General features: G+C 61.1%; 13 protein-coding genes. 5 read left to right on the forward strand and 8 right to left on the reverse strand.

Annotated elements, in window-relative coordinates:
* Nucleotides 1-57 precede the first annotated feature (57 nt).
* The 8 genes from rpsA to mtnA form a co-directional block, all read right to left on the reverse strand.
* On the reverse strand, nt 58-1,752 hold the full coding sequence (rpsA, locus tag PG5_RS26370) for a 30S ribosomal protein S1 (protein ID WP_020800122.1): 1,695 nt from the start codon (nt 1,750-1,752) through the stop codon (nt 58-60).
* 119 nt (nt 1,753-1,871) lie between these two features.
* Nucleotides 1,872-2,561 carry a (d)CMP kinase gene (cmk, locus tag PG5_RS26375; RefSeq protein ID WP_020800123.1) on the reverse strand — a complete coding sequence of 230 codons (690 nt, stop codon included), beginning with the start codon at nt 2,559-2,561 and terminating at the stop codon, nt 1,872-1,874.
* On the reverse strand, nt 2,558-4,765 hold the full coding sequence (locus PG5_RS26380; RefSeq protein ID WP_042955756.1) for a bifunctional prephenate dehydrogenase/3-phosphoshikimate 1-carboxyvinyltransferase: 2,208 nt from the start codon (nt 4,763-4,765) through the stop codon (nt 2,558-2,560). Before PG5_RS26380 ends, cmk begins: the two co-directional genes overlap by 4 nt.
* 28 nt (nt 4,766-4,793) lie before the next feature.
* Entirely contained in the window at nt 4,794-5,906 is a 1,113-nt protein-coding gene (hisC, locus tag PG5_RS26385) for a histidinol-phosphate transaminase (RefSeq protein ID WP_020800125.1), read from the reverse strand.
* Nucleotides 5,907-5,919: 13 nt separating this feature from the next.
* A complete protein-coding gene (gene pheA, locus PG5_RS26390) occupies nt 5,920-7,014 on the reverse strand; it encodes a prephenate dehydratase (protein WP_020800126.1) in 1,095 nt (364 codons plus the stop codon).
* Complete coding sequence (serC, locus tag PG5_RS26395; protein WP_042955755.1) at nt 7,014-8,099, reverse strand: 3-phosphoserine/phosphohydroxythreonine transaminase; 1,086 nt, start codon at nt 8,097-8,099, stop codon at nt 7,014-7,016. Before serC ends, pheA begins: the two co-directional genes overlap by 1 nt.
* A gap of 250 nt (nt 8,100-8,349) precedes the next feature.
* Nucleotides 8,350-11,004, reverse strand: a complete 2,655-nt coding sequence (gene gyrA, locus PG5_RS26400) for a DNA gyrase subunit A (protein WP_020800128.1) — start codon at nt 11,002-11,004, stop codon at nt 8,350-8,352.
* Nucleotides 11,005-11,449: 445 nt separating this feature from the next.
* Nucleotides 11,450-12,526 (reverse strand): S-methyl-5-thioribose-1-phosphate isomerase, encoded by a 1,077-nt coding sequence (mtnA, locus tag PG5_RS26405; RefSeq protein WP_020800129.1) that lies wholly within the window; start codon nt 12,524-12,526, stop codon nt 11,450-11,452.
* 108 nt (nt 12,527-12,634) lie between these two features.
* On the opposite strand from mtnA, the gene PG5_RS26410 reads away from it, so the two are divergent.
* The 5 genes from PG5_RS26410 (at nt 12,635) to PG5_RS26430 (ending at nt 17,567) form a co-directional block, all read left to right on the forward strand.
* On the forward strand, nt 12,635-13,969 hold the full coding sequence (locus PG5_RS26410) for a TRZ/ATZ family hydrolase (protein ID WP_020800130.1): 1,335 nt from the start codon (nt 12,635-12,637) through the stop codon (nt 13,967-13,969).
* Nucleotides 13,970-14,028: 59 nt separating this feature from the next.
* On the forward strand, nt 14,029-14,727 hold the full coding sequence (gene ubiG, locus PG5_RS26415; protein ID WP_008065228.1) for a bifunctional 2-polyprenyl-6-hydroxyphenol methylase/3-demethylubiquinol 3-O-methyltransferase UbiG: 699 nt from the start codon (nt 14,029-14,031) through the stop codon (nt 14,725-14,727).
* Nucleotides 14,728-14,731: 4 nt separating this feature from the next.
* Complete coding sequence (mupP, locus tag PG5_RS26420; protein ID WP_020800131.1) at nt 14,732-15,403, forward strand: N-acetylmuramic acid 6-phosphate phosphatase MupP; 672 nt, start codon at nt 14,732-14,734, stop codon at nt 15,401-15,403.
* Between the two features lie 135 nt (nt 15,404-15,538).
* The gene (locus PG5_RS26425; protein ID WP_020800132.1) at nt 15,539-16,279 is read left to right on the forward strand and encodes a YciK family oxidoreductase; all 741 of its coding nucleotides are present in this window, start codon (nt 15,539-15,541) and stop codon (nt 16,277-16,279) included.
* 361 nt (nt 16,280-16,640) lie between these two features.
* The gene (locus PG5_RS26430; RefSeq protein ID WP_020800133.1) at nt 16,641-17,567 is read left to right on the forward strand and encodes a GGDEF domain-containing protein; all 927 of its coding nucleotides are present in this window, start codon (nt 16,641-16,643) and stop codon (nt 17,565-17,567) included.
* Nucleotides 17,568-17,771: the final 204 nt, after the last annotated feature.

The following is a 17,771-nucleotide window of genomic DNA, read 5'->3' on the forward strand; positions in this document are numbered from 1 at the left end:
GGGCGCACACAAAAAAGGGCGACCGAAGTCGCCCTTTTTTTTACAGAAAGTCAGAACTTAGTTCTGTTTTTCCGCTTGTGCAGCACGCAGCAGGTCACCCAGGGTGGTGGCTACTGGAGCGTCACCAGCTACTGGCTTGTCGCGCAGGCTCTGGATAGCTTCTTTCTCGTCTTCAACGTCTTTCGACTTGATCGAGAGCTGGATTACGCGGCTCTTGCGATCAACGCTGATGATCTTGGCTTCTACTTCTTCGCCTTCTTTCAGAACGTTGCGCGCGTCTTCAACGCGGTCACGGCTGATTTCGGAGGCTTTCAGAGTCGCTTCGATATCGTCGGCCAGGGTGATGATGGCGCCTTTAGCGTCAACTTCTTTCACGATGCCCTTAACGATTGCGCCTTTGTCGTTCTCTTGAACGTACTCGGAGAACGGATCGCTTTCCAGCTGCTTGATACCCAGGGAGATGCGCTCGCGCTCTGGGTCAACCGACAGGATAACGGTGTCCAACTCGTCGCCCTTCTTGAAGCGACGAACAGCTTCTTCGCCCACTTCGTTCCAGGAGATGTCGGACAGGTGAACCAGGCCGTCGATGCCGCCGTCCAGACCAATGAAGATACCGAAATCGGTGATCGACTTGATGGTGCCGGAGATTTTATCGCCCTTGTTGAACTGGCCAGAGAAATCTTCCCATGGGTTAGATTTGCACTGCTTGATGCCCAGGGAGATACGACGACGCTCTTCGTCGATGTCCAGAACCATAACTTCCACTTCGTCGCCGACTTGTACGACTTTCGAAGGGTGGATGTTCTTGTTGGTCCAGTCCATTTCGGAAACGTGTACCAGGCCTTCAACGCCTTCTTCCAGCTCAGCGAAGCAGCCGTAGTCGGTCAGGTTGGTTACACGAGCGGTAACGCGAGTGCCTTCTGGGTAACGGGCTTTGATAGCAACCCATGGATCTTCGCCCAGTTGCTTCAGGCCCAGGGAAACACGGTTGCGTTCGCGATCGTATTTCAGAACCTTAACGTCGATTTCGTCACCAACGTTGACGATTTCGGAAGGATGCTTGATGCGCTTCCAGGCCATGTCGGTGATGTGCAGCAGGCCGTCCACGCCACCCAGATCGACGAATGCGCCGTAATCGGTGAGGTTCTTGACGATACCTTTGACTTGCTGGCCTTCCTGCAGGGATTCCAGCAGAGCTTCGCGCTCGGCGGAGTTCTCGGCTTCCAGGACGCTACGACGGGAAACGACAACGTTGTTGCGCTTCTGGTCCAGCTTGATGACCTTGAATTCCAGCTCTTTGCCTTCCAGGTGCGTGGTGTCGCGCACTGGACGGACGTCAACCAGAGAACCTGGCAGGAACGCACGGATGCCGTTAACGTCGACAGTGAAGCCGCCTTTAACCTTACCGTTGATAACGCCCTTGACCACTTCTTCGGCTGCGAAGGCTGCTTCCAGAACAATCCAGCATTCAGCGCGCTTGGCTTTTTCACGGGACAGCTTGGTTTCGCCAAAGCCGTCTTCAACCGAGTCCAGCGCAACGTGAACTTCGTCACCGACGTTGATAGTCAGGTCGCCAGCGTCGTTGTAGAACTGCTCAAGCGGGATGAGTGCTTCAGACTTCAGGCCAGCGTGAACGGTTACCCAGCGAGCTTGGTAATCGATATCAACGATAACACCGGTGATGATGGAGCCTGCCTGAAGGTTCAGGGTTTTTAGGCTTTCTTCAAAGAGTTCCGCAAAGCTTTCGCTCATTTTAATTCCTGTGAATGAGGGCGAAGGATACGCCCATCTCCACACCCCAGACGGTGTGGGTTAGTTTCATTTAAAAGAAGCGCCACAGGACTATGACTGGTCCCCTGCGGCCTTCTTGGTCACCCGGCGATATCGCGAATGGCGATCTCGCTCATGATGCGTTCCAGCACCTGGTCGATGGACAACTCCGTGGAATCCAGCTGTATGGCGTCAGCCGCCGGTTTAAGCGGGGCTACCGCTCGCTGGGTGTCACGCTCATCGCGTGCACGGATCTCATCTAGCAGACTCGACAGACTAACATCGTCGCCTTTGCCCTTCAACTGCAAATATCGACGACGCGCCCTTTCCTCGGCACTGGCGGTCAGGAAAATCTTCAGCGGCGCATCCGGAAACACCACGGTGCCCATGTCGCGACCATCGGCCACCAGGCCCGGCGCTTCCTGGAAGGCGCGCTGGCGCTGCAGCAGCGCCTCGCGCACCGCGGGCAATGCCGCCACCTGGGAGGCACCCGAGCCGACGCTTTCGGTACGGATCACATCGCTGACCTCGTCCCCTTCCAGGATGATGCGCTGCAGCTGACCTTCGGTCGCCGCGATAAATTGCACATCCAGATGAGCGGCGAGTTTCTTCAGCAGCTCTTCATTGGTCAGGTCGACGCCGTGGTTGTGCGCGGCGAAGGCCAGCAGGCGGTACAGCGCACCGGAATCCAGCAGGTTCCAGCCCAGGCGCCGAGCCAGGATTCCGGCGATGGTGCCTTTGCCCGAGCCGCTTGGCCCATCAATGGTGATGACCGGTGCAATGCGCTTCACGACTGAGCCTCTTGGGCAACGCGGATACCGACCTGCGCGCACAGCGCGAGGAAGTTGGGGAACGAGGTCGCGACGTTGGCGCAGTCATGGATGCGGATCGGTGCAGTGGCGCGCAGCGAGGCGACGCTGAAGGCCATGGCAATCCGGTGGTCGCCGTGGCCGTGCACTTCACCGCCGCCGATCTGGCCGCCGTCGATAATGATGCCGTCCGGCGTCGGCTGGCATTTGACACCCAGTGCCAGCAGGCCATCGGCCATGACCTGGATACGGTCCGACTCCTTGACCCGCAGTTCTTCGGCGCCGGTCAGCACGGTGCGCCCTTCGGCACAAGCGGCAGCCACGAACAGCACCGGGAATTCGTCGATGGCCAGCGGAACCAGCGCTTCGGGAATCTCGATACCTTTAAGTTTAGCTGCCCGCACGCGCAGGTCAGCCACTGGCTCGCCACCCACTTCACGCTGGTTTTCCAGGGTGATGTCAGCGCCCATCAGGCGCAGGATGTCGATGACGCCGGTACGGGTCGGGTTGATGCCGACATGCTCGAGCACCAGCTCCGAACCTTCGGCGATCGATGCGGCCACCAGGAAGAACGCCGACGACGAGATGTCGCCCGGCACTTCGATATGGGTCGCGGTCAGCTTGCCGCCCGACTCGACCGAGGCCGTTGCACCGTCAACGCTCACCGGGTAGCCGAAGCCACGCAGCATGCGCTCGGTGTGGTCACGGGTTGGCGCAGGCTCGGTGACGGTGGTCTTGCCTTCAGCGTACAGACCCGCCAGCAGCAGGCAGGATTTAACCTGGGCACTGGCCATCGGCATGGTGTAGGTCAGGCCCTTGAGCTTGTTGCCGCCACGGATGGTCATCGGCGGACGACCTTCGGCAGCGGTTTCAATGACCGCGCCCATCTCGCGCAGCGGGTTAGCCACGCGATTCATCGGGCGCTTGGACAGCGAAGCGTCGCCGGTCAGGGTGCTGTCGAAGTCTTGCGCGGCCAGCAGGCCGGACAACAGGCGCATCGAGGTGCCGGAGTTACCCAGGTAGATCGGGCCCGGTGCTGGCTTGAGGCCATGCAGGCCGACGCCGTGAATGGTCACACGACCATGGTGCGGGCCTTCGATGACCACGCCCATGTCACGGAACGCCTGCAGGGTCGCCAGGGCGTCTTCGCCCTCGAGGAAACCTTCGACTTCGGTGACGCCTTCGGCCAGGGAGCCCAGCATGATCGAACGGTGGGAAATCGACTTGTCACCTGGTACGCGAATCCGACCGGACAGGCGGCCACCAGGTTGAGCCAGGAAAATCAGATCGTTGGAATTCATAGCGTCCACATAGGCCCGACGGGCCAGGATTTTACTGAAATGCTCGCGGGCAACCCGGGCGCGCGTGAAAACGCCCAACAATTGGTGCCCATCCCCTGCATCGACCGCGTCGCGCAAGGCGTCGAGGTCGCTGCGAAATGTATCGAGTGTGCGCAGGACAGCCTCGCGGTTAGCGAGGAAGATGTCATGCCACATGACCGGGTCGCTCCCGGCGATTCTTGTGAAATCGCGGAAGCCGCCCGCAGCGTAACGGAAGATCTCAAGATTTTCATTGCGCTTGGCCAGCGAGTCGACCAGGCCGAATGCCAGCAAGTGCGGCAGATGACTGGTGGCCGCCAGCACTTCGTCGTGCCGTTCGACCTGCATGTGCTCGACATCGGCGCCCAGTTCGCGCCACAGGCGATCGACCACGGCCAAGGCTTGCGGATCGGTCTGATCCAGCGGCGTGAGGATCACTTTGTGGCGACGGAACAGGTCGGCATTGGAGGCTTCCACCCCACTCTGCTCGGAACCGGCGATCGGATGGCCCGGCACGAAACGCGCCGGCACGCCGCCAAAGGCTTCGCTCGCCGCACGCACGACGTTGCCCTTGGCACTGCCAACGTCAGTCAGGATCGCTTGCCCAAGGTCCATGCCGGCCAATCGGCCGAGCATTTTTTCCATGGCGAGGATCGGCACAGCCAGCTGGATCACGTCGGCACCCTGGCAAGCCACCGCCAGGTCTTCTTCGCAACGATCCACCACGCCCAATTCAACGGCCAGCTTGCGCGACTGCGGGTCGAGGTCGACCCCGACCACTTCGCGGCACAGGCCACTTTCGCGCAAACCCTTGGCAAACGAACCGCCGATCAACCCCAGGCCGACCACCACCAGGCGCCCGATCAAAGGCTCAGCAGATTGCGGCACAGTGACATCAACCACGAGCCATAACCTTGGCCAGCGCCTCAAGGAAGCGGCTGTTTTCCGCCGGCAGACCGATGGTAACGCGCAAGTGGTTCGGCATGCCGTAGTTGGCCACCGGGCGCACGATCACGCCTTCGCGCAGCAAGCCCTGGAACACCGGAGCCGCTTCGCGATTTAGATCAACACAGATGAAATTGCCCTTGGAAGGAATCCAGCCCAGCCCCAGCTCGCGAAAACCCGCTTCAAGCTGCTGCATGCCCGACTCGTTCAAGCGACGACTTTCCGCCAGGTATTCGGCGTCTTGCAGTGCAGCGCACGCAGCGGCCAAGGCCAGGCTGTTGACGTTGAACGGTTGGCGCACGCGGTTCAGCACATCGGCGACCACGGCGGTGGACAAGCCATAACCGACGCGCAATGCCGCCAGGCCGTAGGCCTTGGAGAACGTGCGCGACACCAGCAGGTTCGGGTAAGCCGCCAGGAAGTCCAGGCCGTCCGGCAAGTCGCTGCCTTCGGCGTATTCGATGTAGGCCTCGTCCAGCACCACCAACACGTGCTCCGGCACATCCTGGAGGAATTCATCCAGCGCCTCGGTATCGAACCAGGTCCCGGTTGGGTTGTTCGGGTTGGCGATGAAGACTACGCGGGTATTGGCGTCGATGGCCGCCAGCATGGCCGGCAGGTCATGCCCCCAGTCCTTGGCCGGAATAACCTTGGCCTGGGCGCCGACGGCCTGGGTCACGATCGGGTAGACCGCAAACGCATGCTCGCTGAACACCGCATTCAGGCCCGGCGCCAGGTAGGCGCGTGCGACCAGCTCAAGGATGTCATTGGAGCCGTTGCCCAATGTCACCTGGTTCAGCTCGACGCGGCACTGTTCGGCCAGCAGGGTCTTGAGCGCAAAACCATTGCCGTCTGGATAACGGGTCAGTTCGACCAGGGCATCACGGATGGCGGCCAGGGCCTTGGGGCTCGCGCCCAACGGGTTTTCGTTGCTGGCCAGCTTGACGATGCTGGCCGGATCGAGATCCAGCTCACGCGCCAGTTCGTCCACGGGTTTGCCCGGAACGTAAGGCGAAAGTTGTTGCACGCCCGGCTGTGCCAGAGCGAGGAAATTGCCACTCATTTGCTACCGCCCCTTAGAGAACTGCTTTCGGGTAGGAACCCAGCACTTTGAGTGCTACTGCTTCCTGACTGATCTTTTCCAGCACACCTTTTACCAGCGGGTCGCGGTGGTGGCCGACGAAGTCGATGAAGAACACGTAGGTCCATTTGCCGCTGCGCGACGGACGGGTCTCGATTCGCGTCAGGTCGATGCCATTGTCGTGGAACGGCACCAGCAATTCGTGCAGCGCGCCCGGCTTGTTGCTCATCGAGACGATGATCGAGGTCTTGTCGTCGCCAGTCGGCGGCACTTCCTGGTTACCGATCATGAGGAAGCGCGTGGAGTTGTCCGGACGGTCCTCGATTTTCTCGGCCAATCGGGTCAGCCCGTAGAGACCGGCCGCCATGTCGCCGGCAATCGCCGCCGAGTTCCACTCGCCCTTGACCCGCTTGGCCGCTTCGGCGTTGCTGGACACCGCCACGCGCTCGACATTCGGGTAGTGGGCGTCCAGCCACTTGCGGCACTGGGCCAGGGACTGGGCGTGGGAGTAGATGCGGCTGATGCTGTCGGTCTTGGTGTTTTCACCGACCAACAGGTGGTGGTGAATCCGCAACTCGACTTCACCACAGATCACCATGTCGTGCTCGAGGAAGCTGTCGAGGGTGTGGTTGACCGCGCCTTCGGTGGAGTTTTCCACCGGGACAACGCCGAAATTCACCGCACCGGCCGCCACTTCGCGGAACACTTCGTCGATGGCCGCCATCGGCTTGCTGATCACCGCGTGGCCGAAGTGTTTCAGGGCCGCCGCCTGGGTGAAGGTACCTTCAGGGCCCAGGTACGCGACTTTCAACGGTTGCTCGAGGGCCAGGCACGAGGACATGATTTCGCGGAACAGCCGCGCCATCTCCTCGTTGCCCAGCGGCCCCTGGTTGCGCTCCATGACACGCTTGAGCACCTGAGCTTCGCGCTCGGGACGATAGAACACCGGCACTTCGCCTTCGGCCAGCGAAGCCATCTTTACTCGCGCAACTTCCTGGGCGCAGCGTGCGCGCTCACTGATCAGCTCCAGGACCTTTTCGTCCAGGGCATCGATGCGCAGGCGCAGTGCCTTGAGTTCTTGCTCAGACATTAGCCGTGTTCCTTCTCGAACTCTGCCATGTACGCCACCAGCGCGTTGATCGCGTTGATGTCGACGGCGTTATAGATGGAGGCGCGCATGCCGCCCACGGAGCGGTGGCCCTTGAGGTTCAGCAGGCCACGCTCGTCGGCGCCAGCCAGGAACGGCTTGTCCAGACGGTCATCGGCCAGGCGGAACGGTACGTTCATCCACGAGCGGTCCGACTTGTTGATCGGGTTGCTGTAGAGGCCGCTGGCATCGATGAAGTCGTACAGCGTGCGCTGCTTGACGTCATTGAGCTTGCCGATGGCCTCGACACCGCCCTGCTCTTTCAGCCACTCGAACACCAGGCCGGACAGGTACCAGGCCAGGGTTGGCGGGGTGTTGTACATGGAGCCGTTGTCGGCCGCGACCTTGTAGTCGAGCATGGTCGGGCAAATGGAACGGGCGCGACCGAGCAGGTCTTCGCGAACGATGTTCACGACGATACCGCTCGGGCCGATGTTCTTCTGGGCGCCGGCGTAGATCATGCCGAAGCGCGAGACATCGATCGGGCGTGAGAGGATGTCCGAAGACATGTCGGCCACCAATGGCACGTCACCGGTCTCGGGAACCCACTGGAATTCCAGGCCGCCGATGGTTTCGTTCGGCGCGTAGTGAACGTAGGCCGCGTCCTTGGACAGCTGCCATTCATTCTGGCCAGGAATGGCGAAATAGTCGTAGGGCTTGGCGGTGGCGGCAACATTGACGTTACCGAAGCGCGACGCTTCCTCGATGGCTTTCTGCGACCAGATACCGGTGTCGATATAGTCGGCGGTGCTGCTTTCAGGCAGCAGGTTCAGCGGAATCTGGGCAAATTGCTGGCTGGCGCCGCCTTGCAGGAACAGCACTTTATAGTTCGAGGGGATATTCAGCAGATCACGCAGATCCTGCTCGGCCTTGGTGGCAATGGACACGAACTCATCGCTGCGATGGCTCATTTCCATGACCGACAGGCCCTTGCCGTGCCAGTCGAGGAGTTCACCCTGGGCGCGCTGCAGGACAGCTTCGGGAAGCGCCGCAGGACCGGCGCAGAAGTTATAGGCTCTCTTGCTCACATCCAATCTCGCTCTGATTTGGTGGTATCACGCAATAAATCACATTATCAATCGACACAGGGGCCCTGCTGAAGCAGGCACCTGTGGGAGCGAGCCTGCTCGCGAATGCATCACCGCGGTGTTTCAGAGATACCGCGGCGCCTGCTTCGCGAGCAGGCTCGCTCCCACAGGGGATATCCATGGGTGTCGACATTTTCCTCTCGGACAAACAACAAGGGGGCGAATTTTCATCCGCCCCCTGTTTACCCGCTTATTCCTGTGGTTCTTCGTCAGCGGCGGCGTCGAGTTGCTGGTCTTCGACGATGTCGTCGATCACTGCAGTGCCTTCGAACACAGCACCTTCTTCGCCTTCCAGCTCTTCACCCTCGACTTCCGAAGGCTCCTGGACCCGCTCCAGACCAACCAGCGTTTCATCGTTGGCCAGCTTGATCAGGGTCACGCCCTGGGTATTACGCCCCAGGCTCGACACTTCGTCGACACGGGTACGCACCAGGGTGCCCTGGTCGGAGATCAGCATGATTTCCTCGCCGTCGAGCACCTGGACCGCACCGACCAGACGGCCGTTGCGCTCGTTGCTGACCATGGCGATCACGCCCTGGCCGCCACGCTTGTACTCAGGGAACTCGGTGATCGCCGTACGCTTGCCATAACCACGCGCCGAAGCGGTGAGGATCTGGCTGCCTTCTTCCGGGATCAGCATGGAAATCAGCTTCTGCCCTTCTGGCAGGCGCATGCCGCGCACACCACGAGCGGTACGGCCCATGGCACGAACGTCGGATTCCTTGAAGCGCGTTACCTTGCCGCCGTCGGAGAACAGCATGACTTCGCGCTCGCCATCGGTAATGGCCGCGGAAATCAGCACGTCGCCTTCGTCCAGCTCCAGCGCGATCAGGCCGACGCTGCGTTGACGGCTGAAGGATTCCAGCGGGGTCTTCTTCACGGTGCCGTTGGCGGTGGCCATGAAGATGAAGTGACCTTCGGTGTATTCCTCGACCGGCAGCATGGTGGTGATGTATTCACCATCATCCAGCGGCAGCAGGTTGACCAGAGGACGACCACGGGCAGCACGGGAGGCTTCAGGGATTTCGTAGGTTTTCAGCCAGTACACCTTGCCCTTGCTGGAGAACAGCAGCAGCGTGGTGTGGCTGTTGGCAACCAGCAGGTGAGCGATGTAGTCCTCATCCTTGACGCCGGTCGCCGACTTGCCTTTACCGCCACGACGCTGGGCCTGGTACGCCGCCAGTGGCTGGGTCTTGGCATAGCCACCGTGGGAAATGGTCACCACGCGATCTTCTTCCGGGATCATGTCGCCCAGGGTCAGGTCTAGACGCGCATCGAGGATTTCGGTACGGCGCACGTCGCCGTATTCGGCACGGATCACTTCCAGCTCTTCGCGGATCACTTCCATCAGGCGCGTGGCGCTGTTGAGGATGCGGATCAGCTCGCCGATCTGGTTGAGGATCTCTTGATACTCGGCCAGCAGCTTTTCGTGTTCCAGGCCGGTCAGGCGGTGCAGACGCAGTTCCAGGATGGCTTGCGCCTGCTCTGGCGACAGGAAGTACTTGCCGTCGCGCAGGCCGTACTGCGGGTCGAGGTTTTCCGGACGGCACGAATCGGCGCCGGCACGTTCAACCATCGCCACTACCGCCGAAGACTCCCAAGGGGTGCTGACCAGCGCTTCCTTGGCTTCCGACGGGGTCGGCGAAGCCTTGATCAGGGCGATGACCGGGTCGATGTTCGACAGGGCAACCGCTTGACCTTCGAGGATGTGGCCACGCTCGCGCGCCTTGCGCAGTTCGAACACGGTACGACGAGTGACGACTTCGCGACGGTGACGCACGAAGGCTTCCAGCAGGTCCTTGAGGTTCAGGATGCGTGGACGGCCGTCGATCAGCGCGACGATGTTGATGCCGAATACCGCTTGCAGCTGGGTCTGGGCGTAGAGGTTGTTGAGGATCACCTCAGGCACTTCGCCGCGACGCAGCTCGATCACGACGCGCATACCGTCCTTGTCGGACTCGTCGCGCAGCTCGGTGATGCCTTCGAGCTTCTTCTCCTTGACCAGCTCGGCGATCTTCTCGATCAGACGGGCCTTGTTCAGCTGGTAAGGGAGTTCGGTGATGACGATCTGCTGGCGGCCACCGACCTTGTCGATGTCTTCGATCATCGAGCGGGCGCGCATGTAGATGCGCCCGCGACCGGTACGGTAAGCCTCGATGATGCCGGCGCGACCGTTGATGATCGCGGCGGTCGGGAAGTCCGGACCGGGGATGTACTGCATCAGCTCGTCGACGGTCAGCTCGGGGTTGTCGATGAGCGCCAGGCAACCATCGATGACTTCACCGAGGTTGTGCGGCGGAATGTTGGTCGCCATGCCCACGGCGATACCGCTGGAGCCGTTGACCAGCAGGTTGGGAATACGGGTCGGCATGACCGCTGGGATCATTTCGGTGCCGTCGTAGTTCGGCACCCAGTCCACGGTTTCTTTGTGCAGGTCAGCCAGCAGCTCGTGCGCCAGCTTGGTCATGCGAACTTCGGTGTATCGCATGGCCGCGGCGTTGTCGCCGTCCACCGAACCGAAGTTGCCCTGGCCGTCTACCAGCAGGTAGCGCAGGGAAAATGGCTGCGCCATCCGAACGATGGTGTCGTACACCGCGGTGTCACCGTGCGGGTGATACTTACCGATCACGTCACCGACAACACGGGCAGATTTCTTGTACGGCTTGTTGAAGTCGTTGCCCAGCTCGCTCATCGCGAACAGCACGCGCCGGTGCACGGGCTTCAAGCCATCGCGCGCATCCGGCAGTGCCCGCCCGACAATTACGCTCATCGCGTAGTCGAGGTAGGACTGCTTCAGCTCGTCTTCGATATTGACCGGGAGGATTTCTTTGGCCAGTTCGCCCATGAGAAGCCTGATTCCTTTTTCTGGTGAAACTTCGTCTCATCCATATGGGACGAACGAAGCTCGCCGCTGCAGGCTGAGTGCCATGCACCGACTTACGACAAATCAACGAGTTATGCCATGGATCTGCGCAGTAAAGGTCACCCCGCGGGGCAACCTTGGAAACCGCCGGATGTTATCACAAGAGCCGCCACGCACCTATCCCCCTGATGCGCATGGAGCATAGTTAGTTGACCGATGACAGGCTTGAAGGGGATCAGAGGGGCTTAGAGCAGTGCTGAATGGAGAACCAGGGGCAGATTCACGCTGTTTTAATGCTTTCAGGCCCCCTTCGCGAGCAGGCTCGCTCCCACAATGATTCGTCATTGCGCCGCCCATTGCGGCCACACCGCGAATATTGTGGGAGCGAGCCTGCTCGCGAAGGCAATTTATCAGGCACCAGAGATCATCAATGCAGGCGCTTGCGACACATCAACTGCGCCATCTTCGCCGTATCCGGGCGCTCGACGATGCCTTTTTCGGTGACGATCACGTCGATCAGGTCTGCCGGGGTCACGTCGAACACCGGGTTGAACGCATCGATATCGGCCCCGAGCCGCTGGCCACCCACCTCCAGTAGTTCGCGCTCATCGCGCTCCTCGAGCACAATGTCGTCGCCGCTGGCCAAGTCCATGTCGATGGTCGAGCTCGGCGCCACCACCATGAAGCGCACCCCGTGGTGCATGGCATTGACGGCCAATTGGTAGGTGCCGATCTTGTTGGCCACGTCGCCATTGGCGGTAATGCGGTCTGCCCCGACGATGACCCAGGTGACGCCCTTGGTCTTCATGATGTGCGCAGCGGCGGAATCGGCACTGAGGGTCACCGGGATGCCTTCGTTGGCCAGCTCCCAGGCGGTCAGTCGCGAGCCTTGCAGCCATGGCCGGGTTTCGCCGGCATACACGCGCTCGACCATCCCCTCGATGAAGGCGCCGCGAATCACCCCCAGCGCCGTGCCGAAGCCACCGGTGGCCAGTGCGCCGGTGTTGCAGTGGGTCAGGATCGCCTGGGCATTGCCCTGGTGCTTGCGGATCAGGTCGACGCCCAGTTGCGCCATGGTCAGGTTGGCTTCGCGGTCGCTCTCATGGATGGCCATGGCCTCGGCCTCCAGCACGGACAAAGGGTCGGCGTGCTTTTTCAGCCGAGCCAGGCGTTCGCGCATGCGACCGAGTGCCCAGGACAGGTTGACGGCGGTCGGACGGGTGGCGGCCAACTGCGCGAAATCCTCTTCCAGCGCTTCCTGCCAATGGCCACCCTCGGCAAATCGGGCCCGCGCCGCCAGCACCACGCCATAGGCCGCACTGATGCCGATGGCTGGCGCGCCGCGCACCACCATCGAGCGAATGGCTTCCGCCACGCCCGCCGCACTGGTGCAGGCGATCCAGGTTTGCTCGAACGGCAAAACACGCTGATCCAGCAGGTACAGGGTGCCATCACGCCAATCGATGGCCTTAACCTTCTCAGCAGCCAACAGTCGATCGCGCATCCCACACCCCGCAGTCAGAAACAAAAGCCGCCGATTATAGCGATCCCCCGGCGAAGACGCTCGGGTATACTTCGCCATCCTTTACAAAAGCCCTGGAACCGATCCTCGATGCCGAACACTGCCATTGCGCTCGATCTGTTGTTGCTGCCAACCTGGCTGGTACCCGTCGAACCCGCTGGCGTCGTGCTCAAGGATCATGGCCTGGGCATCCGCGACGGGCGCATCGTTTTCATCGGTCCGCGCCGCAACGCCCTGCAGCTTAACGCAATCGAAGTGCGTGAACTGCCGGACATCCTGCTCAGCCCCGGCCTGATCAATGCCCACGGGCATGCGGCAATGACCCTGTTTCGCGGCCTGGCCGACGATCTGCCGCTGATGACGTGGCTGGAAAACCACATCTGGCCGGCCGAGGCCAAGTGGGTCGACGAGGATTTCGTCCGCGACGGCACGGACCTGGCCATCGCAGAGCAACTCAAGGGCGGCATCACCTGCTTCTCTGACATGTATTTCTTCCCGAAGGTTGCCAGCGAGTGCGCGCACAACAGCGGCATTCGCGCGCAAATTGCGATTCCGATCCTCGATTTCCCGATCCCGGGCGCCAGCACGGCGGACGAGGCGATTCGCCAGGGTGTCGAGCTGTTCGGCGATCTCAAGCATCACGAACGCATTAAAATCACCTTCGCCCCCCATGCCCCCTACACCGTGGGCGATGAAAACCTGGAAAAGATCCGGGTGATCGCCGAAGAGCTGGATGCGTCGATCCACATGCATGTGCATGAAACCGCCTTCGAGGTGCGGCAAGCCGTCGAACAGCAGGGTGAACGGCCGCTGGCCCGACTGGCGCGCCTGGGCTTGCTGGGGCCGCGCTTCCAGGCGGTGCACATGACCCAGGTCAGCGACGAAGACCTGGCGCTGCTGGTAGAAAGCAACACCCATGTCATTCACTGCCCGGAGTCGAACCTGAAGCTGGCCAGCGGTTTCTGCCCGGTGGAGCGCCTGTGGCAGGCCGGGGTCAACGTGGCCCTCGGCACCGACGGCGCCGCCAGCAACAATGACCTGGACCTGCTGGGCGAAACCCGCACCGCCGCCCTGCTGGCCAAGGCCGTCGCGGGTTCGGCCACCGCACTGGACGCCCACAGCGCCCTGCGCATGGCCACCCTCAACGGCGCACGCGCACTGGGGATCGAAGCCGAGGTGGGCTCGCTGGAAATCGGCAAGGCCGCCGACATCGTGGCGTTCGACCTCTCGGGCCTGGCCCAGCAACCGGTCTATGACCCGGTATCGCAGCTTATATATGCGTCAGGCCGCGATTGCGTGAAACACCTTTGGGTCGCGGGCAAGCAACTGCTCGACGACCGCCGCCTGACACGCATGGATGAACAACAACTCGTCGCCATCGCCAAGGCCTGGGGCCAGCGCATCAGCGGCCGCACAGAATCGTAAGCCTCCCCGGACTCAACACCGGGGCTACAGGATTTTTCAAGTTTTAGAGGACTTAAACCATGAGCAACGTCGACTACGCCGAAATCGCCAAATTCGAAGCCCTGGCCCATCGCTGGTGGGACCGCGAGAGCGAATTCAAACCGCTTCATGACATCAATCCGCTGCGCGTGAACTGGATTGACGAACGCGTCAACCTGGCCGGCAAGAAGGTCCTCGACGTCGGTTGCGGCGGCGGCATCCTCAGCGAAGCCATGGCCCAGCGCGGCGCGACCGTGACCGGTATCGACATGGGCGAAGCGCCACTGGCGGTGGCACAACTGCATCAGCTGGAATCGGGCGTGAACGTCGAATACCGGCAGATCACCGCCGAGGCCCTTGCCGAGGAAATGCCTGAACAGTTCGACGTGGTGACCTGCCTGGAAATGCTCGAGCACGTACCGGACCCGTCCTCGGTGATTCGCGCCTGTTTCCGCATGGTCAAGCCGGGCGGCCAGGTGTTCTTCTCCACCATCAACCGCAACCCGAAGGCGTACCTGTTCGCCATCGTCGGCGCCGAATACATCATGAAGCTGTTGCCACGCGGCACCCACGACTTCAAGAAATTCATCCGTCCTTCCGAGCTCGGTGCCTGGAGCCGCATGGCCGGCCTGACCGTCAAGGACATCATTGGCCTGACCTACAACCCGCTGACCAAGCATTACAAACTGGCGTCCGACGTGGACGTCAACTACATGATCCAGACCCTGCGCGAGGAGTAAGCCGATGCGTATCAGAGCAGTTCTTTTCGACATGGACGGCACCCTGCTCGACACCGCGCCGGACTTCATTGCGATTTGCCAGGCGATGCGTGCCGACCGCGGCTTGCCGCCGATCAACGACAAGCACATCCGCGATGAAATCTCCGGCGGTGCCAAGGCGATGGTCGCAGTGACCTTCTCCATGGACCCGGAGTCCCCGGGTTTCGAGGCATTGCGCCTGGAGTTCCTTGAGCGTTACCTGGTGGGTTGCGCGGTTCACAGCAAACTGTTTGACGGCATGGGCGAACTGCTGGCCGATATCGAGAAGGCCAACCTGATCTGGGGCGTGGTCACCAACAAGCCGCTGCGTTTCGCCGAGCCGATCATGCAGCAGCTGGGGCTGGCCGAGCGTTCGGCCCTGCTGATTTGCCCGGATCACGTGAAGAACAGCAAGCCGGACCCGGAGCCGTTGATCCTCGCCTGCAAGATGCTCGACCTCGATCCGGCCAGCGTGCTGTTCGTGGGCGATGACCTGCGCGATATCGAATCCGGGCGTGATGCCGGCACCCGGACGGCCGCCGTCACTTTCGGCTACATCCACCCGGACGATAATCCGCGGCATTGGGGAGCGGACGTGGTGGTCGATCATCCGCTGGAGTTGCGCAAGGTGCTTGATAGCGCCCTATGTGGCTGCTGATTAACGTCAAAAGATCGTCCGAACGCGGCCCGAGCCTTCGGCAGCTCCTACAGGGGATCGATGTGCATCCTGTAGGAGCTGCCGCAGGCTGCGATCTTTTCAGCTCTATTGATGGATTATGTAGAGGGTTTTTTCATGTTTGATTATTCCGCCCGCCCCGATCTGCTCAAAGGCCGGGTCATCCTGGTCACCGGTGCCGGTCGCGGTATTGGCGCTGCCGCCGCCAAAACCTATGCCGCCCATGGCGCCACCGTCCTGTTGCTGGGCAAGACCGAAGCCAACCTGACCCAGGTCTACGACGAGATCGAAGCCGCCGGCCATCCGCAACCGGCCGTGATCCCGTTCAACCTCGAGACCGCCCTGCCCCATCAATACGATGAGCTGGCGGCGATGATCGAGAGCGAATTCGGCCATCTGGATGGCTTGCTGCACAACGCATCGATCATCGGCCCGCGCACCCCGATCGAACAGCTGTCCGGGGAAAATTTCATGCGCGTCATGCAGGTCAATGTCAACGCCATGTTCATGTTGACCAGTACCCTGTTGCCACTGCTCAAGCTGTCCCAGGACGCCTCGGTGGTGTTCACCTCCAGCAGCGTCGGGCGCAAGGGTCGCGCGTATTGGGGCGCCTACGGTGTCTCGAAATTCGCCACCGAAGGCCTGATGCAAACGCTGGCCGACGAAGTCGACGGCGTGGCGCCGGTCCGCTCCAACAGCATCAACCCAGGGGCCACTCGCACCAGCATGCGCGCCCAGGCGTATCCGGGCGAAAACCCGCTGAACAACCCAACGCCTGAGGAGATCATGCCGGTCTACCTCTACCTGATGGGCCCGGACAGCACCGGAATCAACGGCCAGGCATTCAACGCCCAGTAATACCGTCTGTCGCTTTTGTGCCGCGTCGGCTTCCCGACGCGGCATGCCCGTTAGAACATGCTTTCAGTCAAACAACCGTCGCGCAGTTCCCTTCGCCACCTTTATCGCTTATCAACCTATTGATTGGTAACGGTATTTAATACAATTCAGCCTATTGGCACGACTTTCGCTCAGCATTTGCCTGAACAGGCCGTGGGAAAGCAGAGTGCGCAAGACCAAATTGCCGATTACTAATCTGCGATAAAGCAGATTAAGCTTGTACGAAATGTCCTAAGGGACTGACGGACCAGTATGAGGCGTAGCCAAGAAGCGCTCGCACCCAGCTTGTAAGACAGCCTTACTGCTCAAGGGCGAACGCCATATGAAATCACCTTCCCAGACCAACGCAATTGACTTTGACAGCGCCAAATTGCAACGCCTGGGCTTTGGTCAGCAGCCACCGATTCTGGAGAGGCCCGTCAGCCTTGCGCAGCTGCGCCAGCAATTGAACCTGCAGCTGCAAACCAGCCTTGAGCCGCAACGCATACTCGGGCTGTTCTACCGCGAAATCCAGCGACTGGTCCCCCTTGATGCCTTGATCTACCAGCACAAGAGCAGTGACTTGCGCCTGGAATTCGGCCAGCGGGGCCACCACTCGATCAGCTACAGCCTGAGCCACGAAGGCGAGCACCTGGGCGAACTGATCTTTCGCCGCAACCAGCGCTTCAGCGAACAGGAACAGGCCAACCTCGAGTCTCTGCTGGCCGCGTTGCTCTACCCTATGCGCAATACCCTGCTGTACCGCGCCGCCACCCAAAGTGCATTGCGTGACCCACTGACCGACACCGGCAATCGCATCGCCATGGACCAGACGCTGCAGCGGGAAATCGAGCTGGCGCGACGTCATATGCAGCCCCTGTCGCTGTTGATGCTGGACATCGATCACTTCAAGCGGGTCAACGACACCCATGGCCACAGCGCCGGTGATGACGTGCTCAAGGCGGTGGCCGCCTCGATCAAGAATCAGCTGCGCAACGTCGACATGGTGTTTCGCTACGGTGGCGAAGAGTTCCTGATCTTGTTATCCAACACCAGCCGGGAAGCGGCAGCCCTGGTCGGGGAACGCCTGCGGTGCGCAGCGCAGGCCGAGGATTATCCAGCCGATGGCCGCACGGTGGAGCTGACCGTCAGCCTCGGCTGCTCGACCCTGCTGCCCGGCGAATCCGCCGAGAGCCTGTTGCGCAGGGCCGACAGCGCGCTGTACGTCGCCAAGCGCGAGGGGCGTAACCGGCTGACGATGGCGGGGTGAGATCCCGAATTCGATGCAGGATTCAAAGCTGCCTTCGTCGGCAAGTCGGGTCGCCGCACGGCTGGCTTTTGATTTTCTTGCCCCCTCACGCCCTGAGCCTGTCCGGCAACCTGTGACTACCTCCATTGGCGCCTTTACCAACGTTGATCCATGCCGCGTCAAAGCCTGTGGGGCTTGTTGACTGAGTACATATCCATTGCTGCG

Source organism: Pseudomonas sp. G5(2012) (genome assembly GCF_000408945.1).
Lineage (GTDB): Bacteria > Pseudomonadota > Gammaproteobacteria > Pseudomonadales > Pseudomonadaceae > Aquipseudomonas > Aquipseudomonas umsongensis.